General features: G+C 74.1%; 12 protein-coding genes. 7 read left to right on the forward strand and 5 right to left on the reverse strand.

The features are described from left to right. The first annotated feature begins 36 nt into the window (after positions 1-36). The 5 genes from ACIQVL_RS46290 to ACIQVL_RS46310 all read left to right on the forward strand — a co-directional run bounded on the left by ACIQVL_RS46290 (position 37) and on the right by ACIQVL_RS46310 (position 8,385). A complete protein-coding gene (locus ACIQVL_RS46290) occupies positions 37-1,200 on the forward strand; it encodes an AAA family ATPase (protein WP_403478570.1) in 1,164 nt (387 codons plus the stop codon). Positions 1,201-1,204: 4 nt separating this feature from the next. Continuing rightward, complete coding sequence (locus tag ACIQVL_RS46295) at positions 1,205-4,810, forward strand: DUF5682 family protein (protein ID WP_403478571.1); 3,606 nt, start codon at positions 1,205-1,207, stop codon at positions 4,808-4,810. Then, positions 4,807-6,615, forward strand: coding sequence for a hypothetical protein (locus ACIQVL_RS46300; protein ID WP_403478572.1), 1,809 nt, complete (start codon positions 4,807-4,809; stop codon positions 6,613-6,615). Before ACIQVL_RS46295 ends, ACIQVL_RS46300 begins: the two co-directional genes overlap by 4 nt. 164 nt (positions 6,616-6,779) lie before the next feature. After that, positions 6,780-7,658, forward strand: coding sequence for a response regulator transcription factor (locus ACIQVL_RS46305; protein WP_403478573.1), 879 nt, complete (start codon positions 6,780-6,782; stop codon positions 7,656-7,658). Continuing rightward, positions 7,645-8,385, forward strand: coding sequence for a class I SAM-dependent methyltransferase (locus tag ACIQVL_RS46310; protein WP_403436112.1), 741 nt, complete (start codon positions 7,645-7,647; stop codon positions 8,383-8,385). The genes ACIQVL_RS46305 and ACIQVL_RS46310 overlap by 14 nt, the downstream gene beginning before the upstream one ends. Before the next feature lie 24 nt (positions 8,386-8,409). Here the strand turns inward: ACIQVL_RS46310 and ACIQVL_RS46315 are convergent, their stop codons facing one another. Genes ACIQVL_RS46315 through ACIQVL_RS46335 form a run of 5 tightly spaced genes read right to left on the reverse strand, consistent with a single transcriptional unit; the run spans position 8,410 to position 13,724 of the window. Next, positions 8,410-9,591, reverse strand: coding sequence for an MFS transporter (locus tag ACIQVL_RS46315; protein ID WP_403478574.1), 1,182 nt, complete (start codon positions 9,589-9,591; stop codon positions 8,410-8,412). After that, on the reverse strand, positions 9,591-10,097 hold the full coding sequence (locus tag ACIQVL_RS46320) for a GNAT family N-acetyltransferase (RefSeq protein WP_403436696.1): 507 nt from the start codon (positions 10,095-10,097) through the stop codon (positions 9,591-9,593). The genes ACIQVL_RS46315 and ACIQVL_RS46320 overlap by 1 nt, the downstream gene beginning before the upstream one ends. A 59-nt stretch (positions 10,098-10,156) precedes the next feature. After that, positions 10,157-11,353, reverse strand: a complete 1,197-nt coding sequence (locus ACIQVL_RS46325) for a type III PLP-dependent enzyme (protein ID WP_403436695.1) — start codon at positions 11,351-11,353, stop codon at positions 10,157-10,159. After that, the gene (locus ACIQVL_RS46330; RefSeq protein WP_403478575.1) at positions 11,350-12,669 is read right to left on the reverse strand and encodes a DUF6271 family protein; all 1,320 of its coding nucleotides are present in this window, start codon (positions 12,667-12,669) and stop codon (positions 11,350-11,352) included. Before ACIQVL_RS46330 ends, ACIQVL_RS46325 begins: the two co-directional genes overlap by 4 nt. Then, entirely contained in the window at positions 12,651-13,724 is a 1,074-nt protein-coding gene (locus tag ACIQVL_RS46335) for a phytanoyl-CoA dioxygenase family protein (protein ID WP_403478576.1), read from the reverse strand. The genes ACIQVL_RS46330 and ACIQVL_RS46335 overlap by 19 nt, the downstream gene beginning before the upstream one ends. Before the next feature lie 280 nt (positions 13,725-14,004). On the opposite strand from ACIQVL_RS46335, the gene ACIQVL_RS46340 reads away from it, so the two are divergent. Beyond that, entirely contained in the window at positions 14,005-15,516 is a 1,512-nt protein-coding gene (locus tag ACIQVL_RS46340) for a glycoside hydrolase family 3 protein (RefSeq protein WP_403436102.1), read from the forward strand. A gap of 132 nt (positions 15,517-15,648) precedes the next feature. Beyond that, positions 15,649-17,133 carry a glycoside hydrolase family 76 protein gene (locus tag ACIQVL_RS46345; protein WP_403478577.1) on the forward strand — a complete coding sequence of 495 codons (1,485 nt, stop codon included), beginning with the start codon at positions 15,649-15,651 and terminating at the stop codon, positions 17,131-17,133. Positions 17,134-17,158 lie beyond the last annotated feature (25 nt).

Consider the following 17,158-nt stretch of genomic DNA (forward strand, 5'->3'; position numbering starts at 1 on the left):
CACCACCGCCCGCACCGCCCCGGAGGACCACCGCCGATGACCGCCAGCACCGCGCCCCTGCGCCAGATCGTCCCGCCCGAGGACCGGTACGCCACCGAACTGGCCTTCCTCGCCGCGCACGACGCCGGTCCGCGGCCGCCCGCCTGGCGGCTCACCCCCCGGGCCGTCGTCACCTTCGTCATGGGCAGCGGCGGCCGGGCGCTGCGGCTGCCCGACGACGCCGAGGCGCCGGAGGGGGTGCCGCGCCGGCTGGTCGTGGAGGGCAAGTTCGTCGGCGACCGGGCCCTCGTCGAGCGCTGCGTGGTGACCCTCGCCGGTGAGCGCGGGCTGCTGCTGGTCGGCGAGCCCGGCACCGCCAAGTCGATGCTGTCCGAGCTGCTGTCGGCCGCGGTGTGCGGCACCAGCGGCCTGGTCGTGCAGGGCACCGCGGGCACGACGGAGGACCAGCTCAAGTACGGCTGGAACTACGCCCTGTTGCTCGCCCAGGGGCCGAGCCGCCAGGCGCTCGTGCCCTCGCCGGTCCTCACCGCGATGTCCCGGGGTGCCGTCGCCCGCGTGGAGGAGGTCACCCGCTGCCTTCCCGAGGTACAGGACTCCCTGGTCTCGCTGCTGTCCGAGCGGCGCATCGCGGTGCCCGAACTGGCGGGTACGGACGACGCGTTGGCGCATGCCGCCCCCGGTTTCACCCTGATCGCCACGGCCAACCTGCGGGACCGGGGCGTCTCCGAGATGTCCGCCGCGCTCAAGCGGCGCTTCAACTTCGAGACCGTGGGCCCGATCGCGGACCTCGACGCCGAGACCGCGCTGGTACGCGGGCAGGCCCGGACGTCGGTGGAGCGCGCCGGGGCGCCCTTCCAGGTCGACGACGCGGTCCTGGAGGCCCTGGTCACCGCGTTCCGCGACCTGCGTGAGGGACGGTCGGCGGAGGGCTGGGAGGTGGAGCGCCCGTCCACCGTGATGAGCACCGCGGAGGCGGTGTCGGTGGCCGGCGCGCTGGCCCTGGCGGCGGCCTACTTCCCCGGTGACCGCGACGTCCTCGGCCTGCTCCCGGGCCATCTGCTCGGCGTCGTACGCAAGGACGACCCCGCCGACGCGGCCCGGCTGCGCGGCTACTGGGACGGTCCGGTGCGGCGGCGGGCGGAACAGGGCTCGGCGACCTGGCGCACGCTGTGGGACCTGCGCGCGGTCCTGGAGGCGTGACCCGGTGCCCGACTCCCCCGAGGCGGCCCTCGCCGCGCTCACCGACCCGGCGGGGCCGTACCTGATCGGGGTACGGCACCACGCGCCGTCCCTGGCCGCCGCCGTCCCGGCCCTGCTGGACGCGGCGAACCCCGACGTACTGCTCGTCGAACTGCCCGCGGAGCTGCAGGAGTGGCTGCCGTGGCTGGCCCACGAGGAGACCCGGGCCCCGGTCGCCCTCGCCGCGGCACCGGCCGACGGCAGCGGGGGCCCGGCGTTCTACCCGTTCGCCGACTTCTCCCCCGAACTGGCGGCGGTGCGGTGGGCCGGGCGGAGCGGGGTGCCGGTGGTCGCCTGCGATCTGCCGCTCGCGGATCGGGGGTGGCGGGGCGGAGAGCGCGCCGCCCAGGGGCCGGGCCGGCTGTCGGACACCCTGCGTTCCCAGCTCTCCGGCCGGCCTGGCGACGACCTCTGGGACCGGCTGGTCGAGGCGGTCGCGCCCGGTTCGACACCGGAGGCTCTCCGGCGGGCCGCACTGCTGACGGGGTGGGCGCTGCGGGCGGAGTCGGCCGTGTCGGAGGTGGATCTGCGGCGGGAGGAGTGGATGCGGTCCCGGCTGGCCGAGGCGACGGCGAACGGCGAACGGGCTGCCGTGGTGGTCGGCGCCTTCCACACGCCGGCACTGGTACGCCCCGTCAGGGGCGCGGCACCGTATGTGATGTGCGGCTACCGCCGCGTGGGCGCGACCGGCCCCCACCGGCCCGCACCCGAATGGACCACCTCCCTCATCCCCTACACCTACGCCCTCCTGGACGAGCGCTCCGGCTACCCGGCCGGCATCCGCGACCCCGAGTGGCAGCACATGGTCCTGGCGGCAGCAGGAGACCCCCTCGCTCTGGAGCATGCCCTGACCAGCGCGGCCGTCCGCATCTGCGCCGAACTCCGTGGTCTCGGCCACCCCTCGGGCCCCGCCGACGCCCGCGAGATCACCCGCCTCGCCGGAGACCTCGCCCGCCTCCGCAACCTCCCCGCCGCGGGCCGCGGCGAGTTGGTCGAGGCCGTCCAGACCGTACTGGCGCAGGGCGAGCCGTACGGCCGGGGCCGAGCCGTCGCCAGGGCGATGGAGAACGTCCTGGTCGGCACCCGCGTCGGCCGTCCCGCGCCGAAGGCACCCCGCAGCGGTCTCGGCCCCGCCGTCGAGGCCGAACTCGCCGCGCTCGGCCTGCCCGGTCCGGCGGAGACCGGGTCCGCCGCCCGGGACCTGCGGCTCGATCCCCTCCGCTCGGACCTCGACCGGCGCCGCGAACTGCTGCTGCGCCGCCTGGCGTTGTGCTCCGTGCCGTACGCCGAAGCCAGGGCGGTGACCGGGACCGGCGGGGCCGACCCGCTCACCTCGCGCTGGGAGGTGCGCTGGACCCCGGCGACCGCCGCGATGCTGACGGCGGCCGGGGTCCGCGGGGTCACCCTCGGCCAGGCGGCCGAGGGCCTGCTGCGCGAGCGGAGCCGCCGGGAGCGGGACGCGGGTGGGCCGACGGCGGCGCAGGTGCTCGACGGCCTGGAGCAGGCGGCGCTCTGCGGCCTGCCCGGTCTCGTCGAGGAGCGGCTCGACGACACCGCCGAGGTGCTCCCGGAGGCCGGTACGCTGCCCGAACTCCTGTCGGGTCTGGCCCTGTTGGACCGGCTGCGGACCGGACACATCGCCGGTCCGGACGCAGACGGGGACAGGGACGCGGACCGTGACGGTGACGCAGACGGGGACGGGGAGGCGGACCGTGACGGTGACGGTGACGCAGACGGGGACGCGGATGCGGATGCGAACGGGGACGCGAACGCGGACGGGGACGGGGACCGTACGGCCAGGTCCGTCGCGGTGACGGAGCTGCTGACGGCGGCCGCGGTCCGCCAGGTCGACGGCCTGACCGGTTCCGAGGACCCGGCCGACGCCCGCGCCCTGCTCGAACTCGCGCACCGCGCCGACCTGTCGGGCGGCATCCGGCTCGCCGACGCCCTGGCCCGGCTGGCCACCGACGGCTCCCCGTTGATGCGGGGCGCCGCCGGAGCCGTCCGCGTACTGCTCGGCCAGGAGGATCCGGGCGCGTTCGGCGACCGGGTGGCCTCCTGGGTGGACGGGGCGGTCGACGCAGGGTCGCGGTCCGCGCTCACCGTGCGGCTGACGGGGTTGCTGACGGCGGCCGGACGGTTGCCCGCGGCGGCCGTTCCGGTGCTGGAACCTCTGGCCGAGCGGGTGTCGGAGCTGTCCGACCAGGACTTCCTGGACCGGCTGCCGGCCCTGCGCGGCGGTTTCGACACCCTGAGCCCGGCCGACCGGGAGCGTCTGCTGTCCGTGGTCGAGGAACGGCTGGGCGTCGGCCGGGTGGCCGACACCGGAACGGTCGACCCGGCCGCGCTGGCCACCTGGACCCGCGCGGACCTCGTCGCTCGCGAGACCCTCCGCGTGCTCGGCCTGCTGCCGCCGCCACGGACGGATCGCGAGGCCGAACCGGCCCCGGCCGCGGCGGTCCCGCCGGAGCGTCGGCTGGCCGCCGCCGACCGCTGGCGTCTGCTGCTCGGCCGCCGCGCCGACCGGCTCCCGAAGCCGGCCCGTGCCTTGGCGACCGCCCTCGACGAGCTGTACGGCTGCGGACACGGCGAGGGCAGCCGGGGCGGCTTCGGCGGCACGGGCGGCGGGCGCGAGGCGTCGTACCCCGGGGTGCGGGAGTGGTCGGAGGAGCTGACGGTGCTGTTCGGTCCGGGCGTCCGGGAGGAGGTGCTGGCGGCGGCCGCATCGGGACGGCAGGACGTGCTGGCCGAGCTGGACCCGGACAGCGTGCGGCCCTCGGTGGACCTGCTGCGGTCGGTGCTGCGGCACGCGGGAGGACTGCCCGAGGCGCGGCTCGCCGCGCTGCGCCCGCTGGTCCGGCGTCTGGTGGACGCGCTGACCCGGGAGCTGGCGACCCGGCTGCGCCCCGCGCTGCACGGAAGCGTCCTGCCGCGGCCGAGCCGGCGGCCGGGCGGCGGCCTCGACCTGCCGCGCACCCTGCGGGCCAACCTGGCGACCGCCCGCCGGGCGGCCGACGGCACGGTCCGGGTGATCCCGGAGCGCCCGGTCTTCCGGACCCGGGCCCGGCGCGCCGCCGACTGGCGGCTGATCCTGGTCACGGACGTGTCCGGGTCCATGGAGGCGTCGACGATCTGGGCGGCGCTGACCGCCTCGGTGCTGGCCGGGGTGCCGACCCTGTCCACGCACTTCCTCGCGTTCTCCACCGAGGTCGTCGACCTCACCGGGCACGTCGACGACCCGTTGTCGCTGCTCCTGGAGGTGAGCGTCGGCGGCGGCACCCATATCGCGGCCGGGCTGCGGCACGCCCGCGAGCTGGTCACCGTGCCGTCCCGCACGCTCGTGGTGGTGGTGAGCGACTTCGAGGAGGGCTATCCGGTCGGCGGACTGCTCGCCGAGGTCAGGGCGCTGGTCGGGGCGGGCTGTCAGGTCCTGGGCTGCGCGAGCCTGGACGACTCGGGGCGGCCCCGCTACTCCACCGGCATCGCGGGGCAGCTGGTCGGCGCCGGGATGCCGGTCGCCGCCCTCAGTCCGCTCGAACTCGCCCGCTGGGTAGGGGAGAAGATCGCATGAGTACGGAACGGGAGCTGCCCGCCGTCGCCCCGGCCGTGACGGCCGAGCTGGTCGCGGCCCTCTCACCCCGGTTGCGCAAGCGGCTGGACGCGGGCATCGCCAAGCTGGCGGACCGGCCGGTCGTGCGCGACGGCGACACCGTGCGCGTCACCGTCGACGACGAGGGCTCCGAGCTCGAACTGCACGCCCCCGGGGGCGTCGTGGCCGACGTCACCGACGTCCGCTGCGGCTGCCTGCTGGCCCCGGACTGCCTGCACCGCGCGGCGGCGGCTTCGGCGGCACCGGTGGCGGACGCCTCCGCGAACACGGGGAGCACGGGGGCCACGGGGAGCGCAGAAGGCTCGCACGGTACCGCGGGCACGGGGGCCACTGGGGCCGCCGGGCAGCCGGCGCCCCTCGCGGGTGCCCGGGAGATCCCGGCCCCCGACGAGTCGGCGACGCCCCCGCAACTCGTCGCCTCCCACGCCGTTTTCGACGCGGTGGCCGCCGTGCTCGACGCCGGTACGGACGGCTCCGGTGCCGTGCTCCAGGCCGAGTTGCTGCGGGCCGCGCACACCGCGCGCCTCGCGGGTCTGCCCCGGGCGGCCGCGGCCGCGGTCTCCGTGGTCACGGCGGTGCGCGCGGCCCGCGCGGCCGACCCGGCGTTCCGGCTCGCCGAACTCGTCGGCGCCGTGTCGGAGGCCCTGTTCGTGGCCCACCGGGTGCCGCATGCCGCCGGGGCCGAGCTGGCCGGGCTGCGCGGCACGGTACGGCAGCCGTACGCACCGGACGGTTCGCTGCGGCTGTACGGCCTGTTCTCGGAGCCGGTGCTCACCGCGAGCGGCTACGCGGGGGCCGTCACCTGGACCGCCGACGCCGAGGGGCGGCTGTACACGGTCTCGGACGTGGCGCCGGGCGGCACCGGCCGGGCGGTGGGCGCCGCCGACCGGGCCGTACGCATCGGGGACACGGCGCTCACCCACCGCGAGCTGGCGCGGGCGGGGCTCGCGGTGTCGGGGGCGACCGTGTCGCCGACCGGGCGGCTGGGCGCCGGCGCGGGGGTGCGGGCGGTGCGCGCGTCCGGGGTCGGGTGGCGAGCCGAGCCGCTGGACCGGTTGTGGGCGGTGCCGGTGGCCGAGCAGGTCGGGCGGGCCCTGGGCGGCGGCCACGATCTGCTCTTCCTGGAGGTGACGTCGGTCGGCGCGGTGCGCGAGGCGGCGGGCGACTGCCTGCTGGCCGACTGCGGCGGGGTGCCGCTGCGGCTGACGGCGGCGCACGACCATCCGGCGCTGCCGCACCGGGACAACCTGCGGCTGCTGGCCGCCGCGCGGGGCAGCCGGCTGCGGGTGATCGCACGCCTCGCCGCGGCCCCGCACGCCCGTGCCCAACTCCTCGCGACGGAGCACCCCATGCGTCCCGGGAGCCGGGTCGACGTGGGGCTGGACCGGCTTCAGCACGCGGACCTGCCGGCTTCGGCGTCGCCGTCCGCCGCACCGGCCGCGCCGGTCCACGGGGCGGGCACGCCCGACGAGGCGCCCCTGCACCTGCTGGGCCGTCGGATCGGGCAGGCGGCTTCGGGCGGGCGGCGCATGCTGGCCTTCCCGGGTGGCTCCGCGGCCGACGCGCGCCGGCTGCACCGGCACGGTCTGGGCACGGCCGGCGATATCCTCGACGAGTTGCTCGCCGCGGCCGCGGAACGCTCGCGCGACGCCTTCGGCCGTCTCCTTCCGGCGGACACCGGCCGCTTCGCGCGGGCCTGGCTGACCGCGGCGCGCTACACGGACGAGGTCGACCGGGTGCTCTGTACGGCCGCCTGGGGCGGCTGACCGGGCACGGCGACGACCGGAAGCGGGCCGCCGCTCCCCCGTGCCGGCGGCCCGCGTGACCGGAGTCGTCCCATCCGGTGGCGGTGCCCGGTTGAAGCATGCGGCACCCGGCCGTCGCCTGGGTATGCGTAGAACTGCGTAGGGGCACGAGTGGAGAGGAACAAGTGGTACACGGGCTGGACAGGGCCTATGAACGCCTCACCGAACTGGCCGTGGCCGCGCTCAACGAACGCGAGCCCGAGCGGCTCTGGCCACTGCTGGCCGACGCCGTGACCGGCCTGTGCGGCGGGGAGACGCTGATCTACAAGCTGGACGACTGGAGCGAGGGCGAGGGCACGCTCGGCCTGTCGCCCGCCGCCGCCGACGCGTTGGGCCGGCTCGGCGACGAGGCGCTGGGGTTGCTGCGCTCCGGCTACCCCTTCGCCCACCACTACGCGGCCGGCATCGGCCGTGCGCCGGTGACGGCCCGTCGGCTGGCCGGCCGGGCCTGGCCGGTGAGCGAGACCGCGCGGGTGCTCGGCGACGGCCTGGACCTCAACCAGGTACTGGCGCTCCCGCTGCCCGGCACCGTCGCTCCGATCACGGGCTGCCTGGTCTACCGCTCCGGTGCGGACTTCACCGACGACCACCTGCGGATCGCCGAGCGCGCACAGCCGGTGCTGGCCGCCGTCGAGCAGCAGCGCAAGCTCCTGGAGCAGTGGCGGCGGTCCTCGGCGCCGGCCGGTGCGGCTGAGGAGAGTGCGGCGGAGTGCGCGCTGACGCCCCGCGAGCTCGCCGTCCTCCTCCTGCTCACCGACGCCCTGACCGCCGACGCGATCGGCCGTCGGCTGGGTATCTCGGTGCGCACGGTGCACAAGCACGTCGAGAACATCTACCGCAAGCTCGGCACCCGCGACCGCCTCGGCACCGTCCTGCACGCGCAGCGGCTGGGGCTGGTTCCGGCGCCCGGTCCGGCCCGGTCCGGAAGGCGGCCGACGGCCGGGAAATCCGGTGGACAGCGCCGTCGGCCGCCCGGCACAGTGGCCGCCCGTGACGACCAGTGAGCTGTGGGGCAGGGCCGAAGCCGACCGCTACGACGGCGAGGAGACCGCGATGTCCTCGGCCGCGGTGCTCGGCCCGACCGTCGACTTCCTGGCCGAACTCGCCGCAGGCGGGCGGGCGCTGGAGTTCGCCGTCGGCACCGGACGGGTCGGTGTCCCGCTGCGGGCGCGCGGGGTGCCGGTGGCGGGCATCGAGTTCTCCGAGCACATGGTGGCGGTCCTGCGGCGGAAGGCCGACGAGGAGACCCTGCCGGTCGTGGTCGGGGACATGGCCACGGCCACCGTGCCCGGTGAGTTCGCGCTGGTCTATCTCGTCTACAACACGATCTCGAACCTGCTCACCCAGGACGAGCAGGTCGAGTGCTTCCGCAACGCGGCCCGGCATCTGCGGCCCGGTGGCCGGTTCGTGATCGAACTGGGGGTGCCGCCGCTGCGGATGCTGCCGCCGGGCCAGGCCGCGGTGCCGTTCGACGTCTCCGTGGGGCACCTCGGCTTCGACACCTTCGACCTGGTCGAGCAGATCCTCGTCTCGCACCACCTCACCCGCGACGGCGCGGACGGCCGCTACCGCAGGGACGCCTCCCGGCACCGGTACGCGTGGCCTGCGGAACTGGACCTGATGGCCCGGATCGCGGGCCTCGCGCTGGAGCGCCGGGTGGCCGACTGGGACGGTTCGCCGTTCACCCAGGAGGCCAGCAAGCACATCTCGGTGTGGCGCAAACCGGAGTGACCGGCCCGGCCGCCCGCCGCGCGGTCAGCCGCTCACCGGTGTCCACTGGATGCGCGTACTGCACAGGGACACCACGACGGCCGCCGCGGCGACGAGTGCGAGGCCCCACACCAGGCTGCTCGAACCCGCGACGAAACCGATGAGCGGCGGTCCGGCCAGCAGGCCCGTGGTGCCCATGGCCGCGACCAGGGCCAGCGCCTCAGAGCCCTGTTTGGCCGCGGCGACGTAGACGCACGGGGTCACGGCGGCACAGCCCAGTCCGACGCAGGCGAACCCGATGAGCGCCGCCACCACTCCCCCGGTCAGCAGGGCGAAGGCAAGCCCGGCGGCGGCCAGGGCGCTGCCGAACAGCACGACACGGCCGTCGCCCCAGCGGCTGCGCCAGCCGTCCGCGAAGAGGCGGGCCAGGACCATCATGCCGGAGAACACGGCGATGCCCATCGGCGCCAACTCGGCGGTGGCCTTGGCGACTTCCCTCAGGTAGAGGGCGGACCAGTCGTTCATGGCGCCCTCGGTCACCGTGCCGAACGCCATGGCACAGCACATCCAGAGCGTGACCCGCGACGGCAGGGTCCATCCGGCCCGGCTCCTGCGCTCCTTCGCGCCCTCCGTCTCCTGCTCCGCCGCGGGTGCCTCGTCCTGGAGCAGACCGGTACGGGCCAGGGCCGCCAGCAGGACGAGGACGACCGCGGCCACGCCGAAGTGCGCCGCGACGGAGGAGGTGGCCGCGTTCATGCCGGAGGCGAGCAGCGCGGCGAGCAGGGAGCCGGCGCTGAACGTCGCGTGCAGTCGGGCCATGGTGTTGCGGGTGTACCGGGTCTCCAGGGCCGTTCCCTGTGCGTTCATGGCCACGTTCAGGCACCCGACGAACACGCCGTCGGCGACCATGACCAGCAGGGCGACCGGATAGTCCGGGGCGAGCGCGAGGGCCAGGAGCAGCAGGGTCAGGCAGAGGGCCGACAGCAGTGCCAGCCGTGCCGAGCCGAGCCGTTTCATGAGCAGCGGCACCAGGGGGAACGACGCGACGGCGCCGATACCGGCCGCCATCAGCAGTACTCCCACCTCGGCGGCGGTCAGCCCGAGGTCGGCCTTGATGGCGGGGATCCTGGACGCCCAGGTGGCGTACTGGAAGCCGAGGGCGCAGAACAGTGCGGCGATCGCCACCTGGCTGCGCTGGAAGGGGTCACGGACAGGGAACACGCGCATCAACTCGCTTCGTCGGCTCGGCCGTCGCCCGGGACGTGTTCGTCCCGGAGGTGCGCGCCCGGGGTGTTCGGGCGGGACATGTAGACGGCGTTCGCGCCGTATCCGCCGGGGGCGATCCCCGGGTGGGCGGTGAACCCGCGGGTCGACCAGAAGGGCTCGCTGCGGCCGACGGCGATCAGCGAGATCCGTTCGAACCCGCGGGCACCGGCGGTTCGGGTGAGGTGGGTCAGGAGACGCTGTCCCAGTCCCCTGCCGCGCTGCCGCTCCGTGACGACGATGTCGTGCAGATGCAGGTTGCGTGGCGGGTGCGGGGGGCCGGCAGCGGGTTCCTCCGGCCGTTCGAGGTCCGGGTATCCGAGCACCGGATACGGCAGTGCCAGCACGTATCCGGCCGGCTCGGAGCCGACGTCGAGGACGAAACAGGTCTCCGGCGAGGCGTCCGCCCTGGACCGCAGGGCGGCACGCCCCTCCGAGAGGCCGAGTTCCGCGTAGGCGCGGGCCTCCATCGCGGTGATGGCGTCCCAGTCGGCGTCGGCGATGTGCCGTATGCGTACTCCGTCGCCGCTCACGGGTGTCCTCCGCCGACACAGGTGTACGGGAGCGGGGCGAAGCCGTTGAAGCCCTGGGTCGTGTAGCTGATCGCGTAGGCGCCGCTGGAGAGCACCCACACCGGGTCGCCGGAGGCCAGGTCCCGGGGGACGTGCACGAGGGCGTGACCCCGGGGGTAGGCGTCGTCGCTGTCGCAGGTGGGCCCGGCCAGGACGGCGGGGACGTCCCCGGGCCCGGCGTCGGGGTGGGTGGGGAAGACGAGCGGGTACTGGAGCGCGTCCATCTCGTAGAGGCCGTTGAACTTGCCGCAGCTCAGGTAGAGCCAGTGCTGCCGCTCGCCGTCCGGCCGGCGCCGTTCGGACAAGCGGGCCACGTGGGCGCGGATGGCCCCGTGGTCGGCGACGAGGTGGCGGCCCGGTTCCATGACGAACGAGAGGTGCTCGCCGTGGACCTTCCTGAGGTGGCGCATCCCCTCCCGGATGACGGCGAAGATCTTGTCCAGCGGCGGTTCCAGGGGGAGGCCGTGCCGGTCGAGGTAGCCCAGGGCCGGCAGCCCGCCGCCGAGGTTGACGTGGTCCAGGACGATGCCGCGGCGGCCCAGGACGGTCAGGACGTCCGCCAGGCACTCGACGGCGTTGTGCCAGGCGTCGGCCGTCATCTGCTGGGAGCCGACGTGCACGGACAGGCCGGAGGGTGTCAGGCCCATCCCCCTGGCCGCCGCCAGGATGCGCACCGCGTCGGCGGGCGAGCAGCCGAACTTGTTGCTCAGTCCCCACAGCGCGCCGTCGCCGCTGGTGGCCAGCCGGCAGAACACCCGGGCTCCCGGGGCGTGGGCCGCGACGGCCGCCAGGTCCTCGATGCTGTCGGTGGCGAAGTCCCGGACGCCGAGCCGGTGGGCCTCGGCGATGTCCCGGTCGGACTTGACGGTGTTGCCGTAGTGGGTCCGGCCGGCCGGCACGCCCGCGCGCAGCGCCTGCTCCAGTTCGTGCGGGCTCGCCCCGTCGACCCCGGCGCCCTCGGCCGCGAGGCAGCCGAGCACCTCGTCCACCGGGCAGGACTTCAGGGCGAACCGGATGTCGACGCCGGGCAGTTCACGCCGCAGGGTGGCGTAGCCGCGCCGGATTCCGGCCAGATCGAAGAAGATCCCGTCCTCGGTGGCGCCCGCCAGTGCGGCGAGCAGCGGCGCGGAGGCACGGGCCGTGGCCGCCGTCACCGCTGCGGCCCGGGTGTCCGGGGCACGGAAGTGCGGCGGGCCGCACCGACCAGCGGCTCCCACGCCTCCGTGAGCAGGGCGAAGTCCTCGATGTCGCCGCGCGCTTCGTCCAGGAGTCGGTCGCGTCGCCCGGCCAGCAGGTCGGCGAACCCGGCGTACCGGCCGCCGAGTTTCCGGTACGCGGTGTCGAGGACGTCAAGGCGGTGCACGTTCTCGCTCCGGTCGAGCCCCGCGCTGTCCCTGGCGAGCCGGGCCACGACGGACGCGCGCACCTGCCCCTGCCCGTCGAGCAGTGACTCGCCCGCCCGGCCCATCCGGTCGTAGACGGAGTTGAAGTAGAGCATCGACAGCAGGAACTTGACGAAGCGCAGCTGGTACGCGACGAACCCGGAGTCGGTCCGGCGTTCGCCGGTGTAGAAGTTGACGATGTTCCGGTTGTGCAGGACGCCGGGCAGCGCGGCGTCGTGGACCAGGTGGATCAGGAAGTAGTCGCTGCCGATCGTGTCGGTCGCGGGTGGCAGGGGCACGTGTTCGTGCACGCCGTGGAAGGCGATGTTGCACATGTCCACGCGCATGGGGTCGACCACGGTCAGGGTGGAGTCGTCGGTGGTGAAGGCGTCCGTGCCCGCGCCCCGGAAGGACTCCTCGACGAGTTCCGACTTCTGCTCGGGCGTCCAGTGCGGGGGCGCCCACAGGCCGACCATGTCGTGGTAGACGTCCGGGTCGATCCGGAGTATCTCGCCGATGTCCACGGACAGTTCGCCGACGAAGGAGCTGCCGACCATCGCCACCCGCCGGTCCATGCGGTCGGCGGCGAGTGCGGTCCGGGTGACGTGGCGGGCGGCGTCGGCCGCGCGGCTGCCGAGCGAGAGCAGTTCGTGGTGGACGGGGAAGACGGGCTCACCGTCCGCGAGCTGGTAGTGGCTGTCGGAGTCCCTGCGGTGCACGGACTCGCAGCCGAGTGCGGCGGCCAGGAGGAAGGCGCGGTTGGTGCAGGCGCCGTAGGAGACGCCGTCGGGAAGCATCAGGTCCAGCAGCAGGTCGGGCTTCGTGGCCGCGGACCGGTCGATCACGGTCCGCAGGAAGTCCCGCTGCCGTGCCTCGTCGAGATGGTGGACGACGATCCGCGGATCGTCGGGTATCCGGCGCACGGTCTCGGCGTGTTCGGCGAAGGCCGGTGCCGCGCAGGAGTCAAGGATCAGGAGGTGCACCTCGGCGTCGAAGTGCCGGACGGCGTAGGCCGCTTCCTCGGCCAGGGCCGTGATCGTCGCCGCGCAGGGCCTGTTGGTCGGCAGGGTCAGGCAGATTCGGCGCATGTCTCTTCTCCGGCCGGCCGCTCCGCACCGTCGAGGTCCGCCCCGGTCCAGGACGTGAGGCCCAGCAGCCTGGCCCCGAGGTCGTCGAGCGTGGCCCTGCCGTACCGCAGGGACTCGTGGCGCGCGGCGTCGCCCAGCAGTGTCGGGTTCCAGTCGGGCGTGGCGAGGGTGCGCCAGGACTCGACCCGGGCGCGCCTGAGCGTGTCGTGGGACTCCAGCGCCGGCATCATCGACAGGTACTGGACCGCGCGCACCGTCTGCTCGGAGGTGTTGGGGGCCACGCCGTGCGCCAGCAGGCCGTTGAAGATCAGCAGGTCGCCGGCTTCGAGCTGCGGGCGCACCACGGGGAACTCGGTGCGGTCGATCCGGGGCCGGATCGGGTCGCGGTCCGCCGGCTGGAACGCCTTCCACTGGTCGAAGCGTTTGAACAGTTCGGGGCAGCACTGGAAGCCGCCCAGTTCCGGCCTGGTGTCGGTGAGGGCGATGATCCCCTGGACCCGTTGCGGCAGCACGCCGAGCGTGGTGTCGACGTCCCAGTGCAGTTCGATGTCGAAGCCCTCGGCGGTGCCCGGGATCAGGGCCCGGTCGCGGTTCCTGATGTTGGGCGGGTTCAGGTTGAGCCGGTCGAGGGTCACCCAGAGCTCTTCGCAGTCCCAGACGTCGACGAAGGCGTCGTAGACCCGGCGGGTCTGCCGGCTGTCCCAGATGAGCTGGTGGTGGTAGGCCTCGACGAAGCCGTAGATGTGCAGGTCCCGGTCGAGGTCGGAGCGGTACTCGCGCTCCTCGTACCAGGTGTCCGGGCGTTCGGGGTCCAGTCCCTGGAACTCCCAGGCGAAGTCGAGCAGTTCGCGGGCCGCGGCGGTGGGGATGGCCTGCTTGACCACCACGTAGCCGTACGTCTGCCAGTGGGCGAGGTCCTCCTCGGAGAGGACTCGCAGCGGGCGGCTCTTGGCCAGGTCCCGCAGGGGTGTCTGGGCGAGGTAGGTCTCGCCGTCCGAGCTGAAGTAGGGGATGTCCGAGGGGGCTCGATGGAGATAACGGTCAGTCGTGGGCATGCGGTGCTCCACACCTCGATATCAGGTACCGGCGGCCCGTCCGGGTCGCCAACTGCGCGGCGTGAGGGGCGGGGACCGTGCCTGCAGGGTCACTGCACCACGGGCCACACCAGCCCCTCTTCGAACTCGCGTGCCTCCAACTTGGACTAGACCAACTCATCCTGTCAAACACCCCAGTTGAGGGCGCGTTGCGCCAACAGGGCACACCCCGGGCCCCCTTGACACGTGCCGTTAGCCTGACGGAGACGCATTGGTCTGTACCAACAGGAGGGCGTACGCCATGGTCTCCAGCAAGCACAGCCAGGAGTTGCGACGACTGGCGCGCTCCGTCCTGCAGCCGGGATTCGTGGGCACCGAGGCCCCCGACTGGGTGCTGCGCGAGATCGGGGACGGGCTGGCATCGGTCGTGCTCTTCTCCCGCAACATCGTCACGCCCGACCAGGTCGCCCGCCTCACCGGGCAACTACGCGCGGAGAACCCCGAGTTGATCATCGCGATCGACGAGGAGGCCGGTGATGTCACCCGGATCGAGTCGGCGACCGGCTCCACCCGGCCGGGAAACTTCGCACTCGGAACCGTCGACGACACCGAACTCACCGAGGCCGTCGCCGCCGACCTGGGCCGGCAGCTGCGCACGGCCGGGGTGAGCCTCGACTACGCGCCGAGTGCGGACGTGAACTCCAACCCCGACAACCCGATCATCGGGGTCAGGTCCTTCGGCGTCGACGCCAAGGTGGTGGCACGGCACACCGGCGCCTGGATCCGCGGACTCCAGTCGGCCGGAGTCGCCGCCTGCGCCAAGCACTTCCCCGGCCACGGCGACGTGGCCGTCGACTCCCACCACGGACTGCCCGTCTACGAGGCCGACCGCGACCGGATCGCCGAGCAGGCCCTGCCGCCGTTCCGGGCCGCCCTCGACGCGGGCGTCCGTGCGGTGATGAGCGGCCATCTGCTGGTCCCCGCCTACGACCCCGAGCTGCCCGCCACGCTGAGCCGCCGCATCCTGGAGGAACTGCTGCGCCAGGAGCTCGGGTTCGACGGCATCATCGTCACCGACGCCATCGAGATGGGCGCCGTGACCGGCCGGTACGGGATCGGCGGGGCCACGGTCCGAGCCGTCGCCGCCGGTGCCGACGCCGTCTGCGTCGGCGGCGAGAACGCCGACGAGGCCACCGCCGCCCTGCTCGTGAACGCCCTCACGGACGCCGTCCTGGCGGGCGGCCTGCCGGAGGAGCGGCTCGCCGAGGCGAGCCTTCGCGTCCGCGAGTTCGCGGCCTGGTCGGCGGGGCTGAACCCGGCCGGCGCCGCCGTCTGGGACGCCGACGGCATCGGCTTCACGGCGGCCCGCCGCGCCATCCGGCTGACCGGAGCCGTCCGGCACACCCTGCCCCTGGTCAACGCGCCGCACGTGGTCGAACTGGTGCCCACCACCAACCTGGCCATCGGCAAGGAGACCCCCTGGGGCGTGGCCGCCCCGCTGGGCGAACGGCTGCCGGGGACGACGTCGGTCCGGGTGGGCCGCGAGGAACTGCTGTCCCGCGCCGGCACGCTGGAGACGCGGGCGCTCGCCCCCGCCGCGGGACGGCCCCTGGTCGTGGTGGTGCGCGACGCCGCCCGGCACACGTGGATGGCGCAGGCCCTCACGGAACTCGTCGCCGCCCGGCCCGACGCGATCGTCGTGGAGATGGGCCTGCCGGGCACCGTCGTCCCCTCCGCCGCCCAGATCTTCACGCACGGCGCCACGGCCGCCTCCGGGGTGGCCGCCGCAGAGGTGCTGGCGGGTGCCCTTTAGTGCAGACCTGAGTGCACATTGGTACGGACCTGAGCGCAACAACCGTACCCGTGCACGACATTGACGCCTCCCCTTCCCTTCCCTACGTTCCGAGAGCGCTCTCACATCCGTCCCCGAAGCAGGGAGGTCCCCATGCCCTCCGTGCGCAGACCGAGCAGCCGCCCCCTTCGCCGACTGGCGGCGGCACTCGCTCCGGCACTCTTCACCGCCCTCGTCCCCCTCACACCCCCGGCAGCCGCGGCCGACACCGGCGCGGCGGCGGCCGTCTGCAACAAGTACTGCGACGCCCGGGACCCCGCGCTCTCCCCGGGCGACCGCACCCCGGTCACGGCGAGCATCTACGCACGGTCGATCGTCCTGCACTTCGACGACTCCGACGCGATGGGCTGGGCCTCCATCGACAACGGCAACCCGGGCGACGAGGTGTGGCTCGACCGCTCCTTCGACGGCGGCCGCACCTGGAGCTCGGGCAGCAAGCTCGGCGACACCACCGTGCCCACCGGGCAGCGCGGCTGGCGCACCCTCATGTACAACGTCGACGACTGGAACAACCTCGGCGTCGGTGCGCTGCGCGCCTGCGGAAAGGCCGGGGACCGCGCCGAGATCGCGTGCACCCCCTGGGCCCGCACCACCTGGAACGCGGGCGAGCCGCGCACCGCGGCGGCCACCGGCCTGATGACCTTCTACGACTACGGCACCGGCCTGTTCGACACCACCGGCTGGTGGAACTCGGCCAACGCCCTGACCGCCGTCATCGACAACATCCGCGTGACGGGCATGGGCAGCTACCGCTACGCGATCGCCCGCACCTACGACCTCAACGTCAACGCGCAGGGCGGGCAGTTCCGCAACGACTACATCGACGACACCGGCTGGTGGGGCCTCGCCTGGATCGCCGCCTACGACCTGACCGGCGACAGCCGCTACCTGGAAACGGCCCGCGCGGACGCCGACCACATGGCCGCCTACTGGGACTCCACCTGCGGCGGCGGAGTGTGGTGGAGCACGGCGCGGACGTACAAGAACGCGATCGCCAACTCCCTCTACATCCAGCTCAACGCAGCCCTCCACAACCGCGTCCCGGGCGACACGACGTATCTCGGCCGGGCCCGGGCCGGCTGGACCTGGTTCCAGGGCACCGGCATGGTCAACGGCTCGCACCTGGTCAACGACGGCATCGACCTGTCCACCTGCGGCAACAACGGGCAGGCCGTCTGGTCGTACAACCAGGGCGTGCTCCTCGGCGCGCTCGCCGAGCTGTACCGGGCCACGGGTGACGGCCAACTTCTCACCAGCGCACGGCAGATCGCCGACGCCGCCACCACGACCTCCGTGCTCCACACCTCGGACGGCATCCTGCGCGATCCGTGCGAGAGCGGCGACTGCGGAGCCGACGGCCCGTCCTTCAAGGGCGCCGACGTACGCGGCCTCGGCAAGCTCAACTCGGTGCTGCCCGACCACCCTTACACCGCCTATCTCAAACGCCAGGCCGACCGCGCCCACGCGAGCGACCGCAACGCCCTCGACCAGTACGGCCTGCGCTGGTACGGACCACTTGACCAGGTGGACGCCGCCCGCCAGCAGAGCGCCGTCGACCTGCTCGACGCGGCGTCCTGACCGTCCGACGACACTGCCGGCCGGC

Source organism: Streptomyces sp. NPDC090499 (assembly GCF_044769305.1).
Lineage (GTDB): Bacteria > Actinomycetota > Actinomycetes > Streptomycetales > Streptomycetaceae > Streptomyces.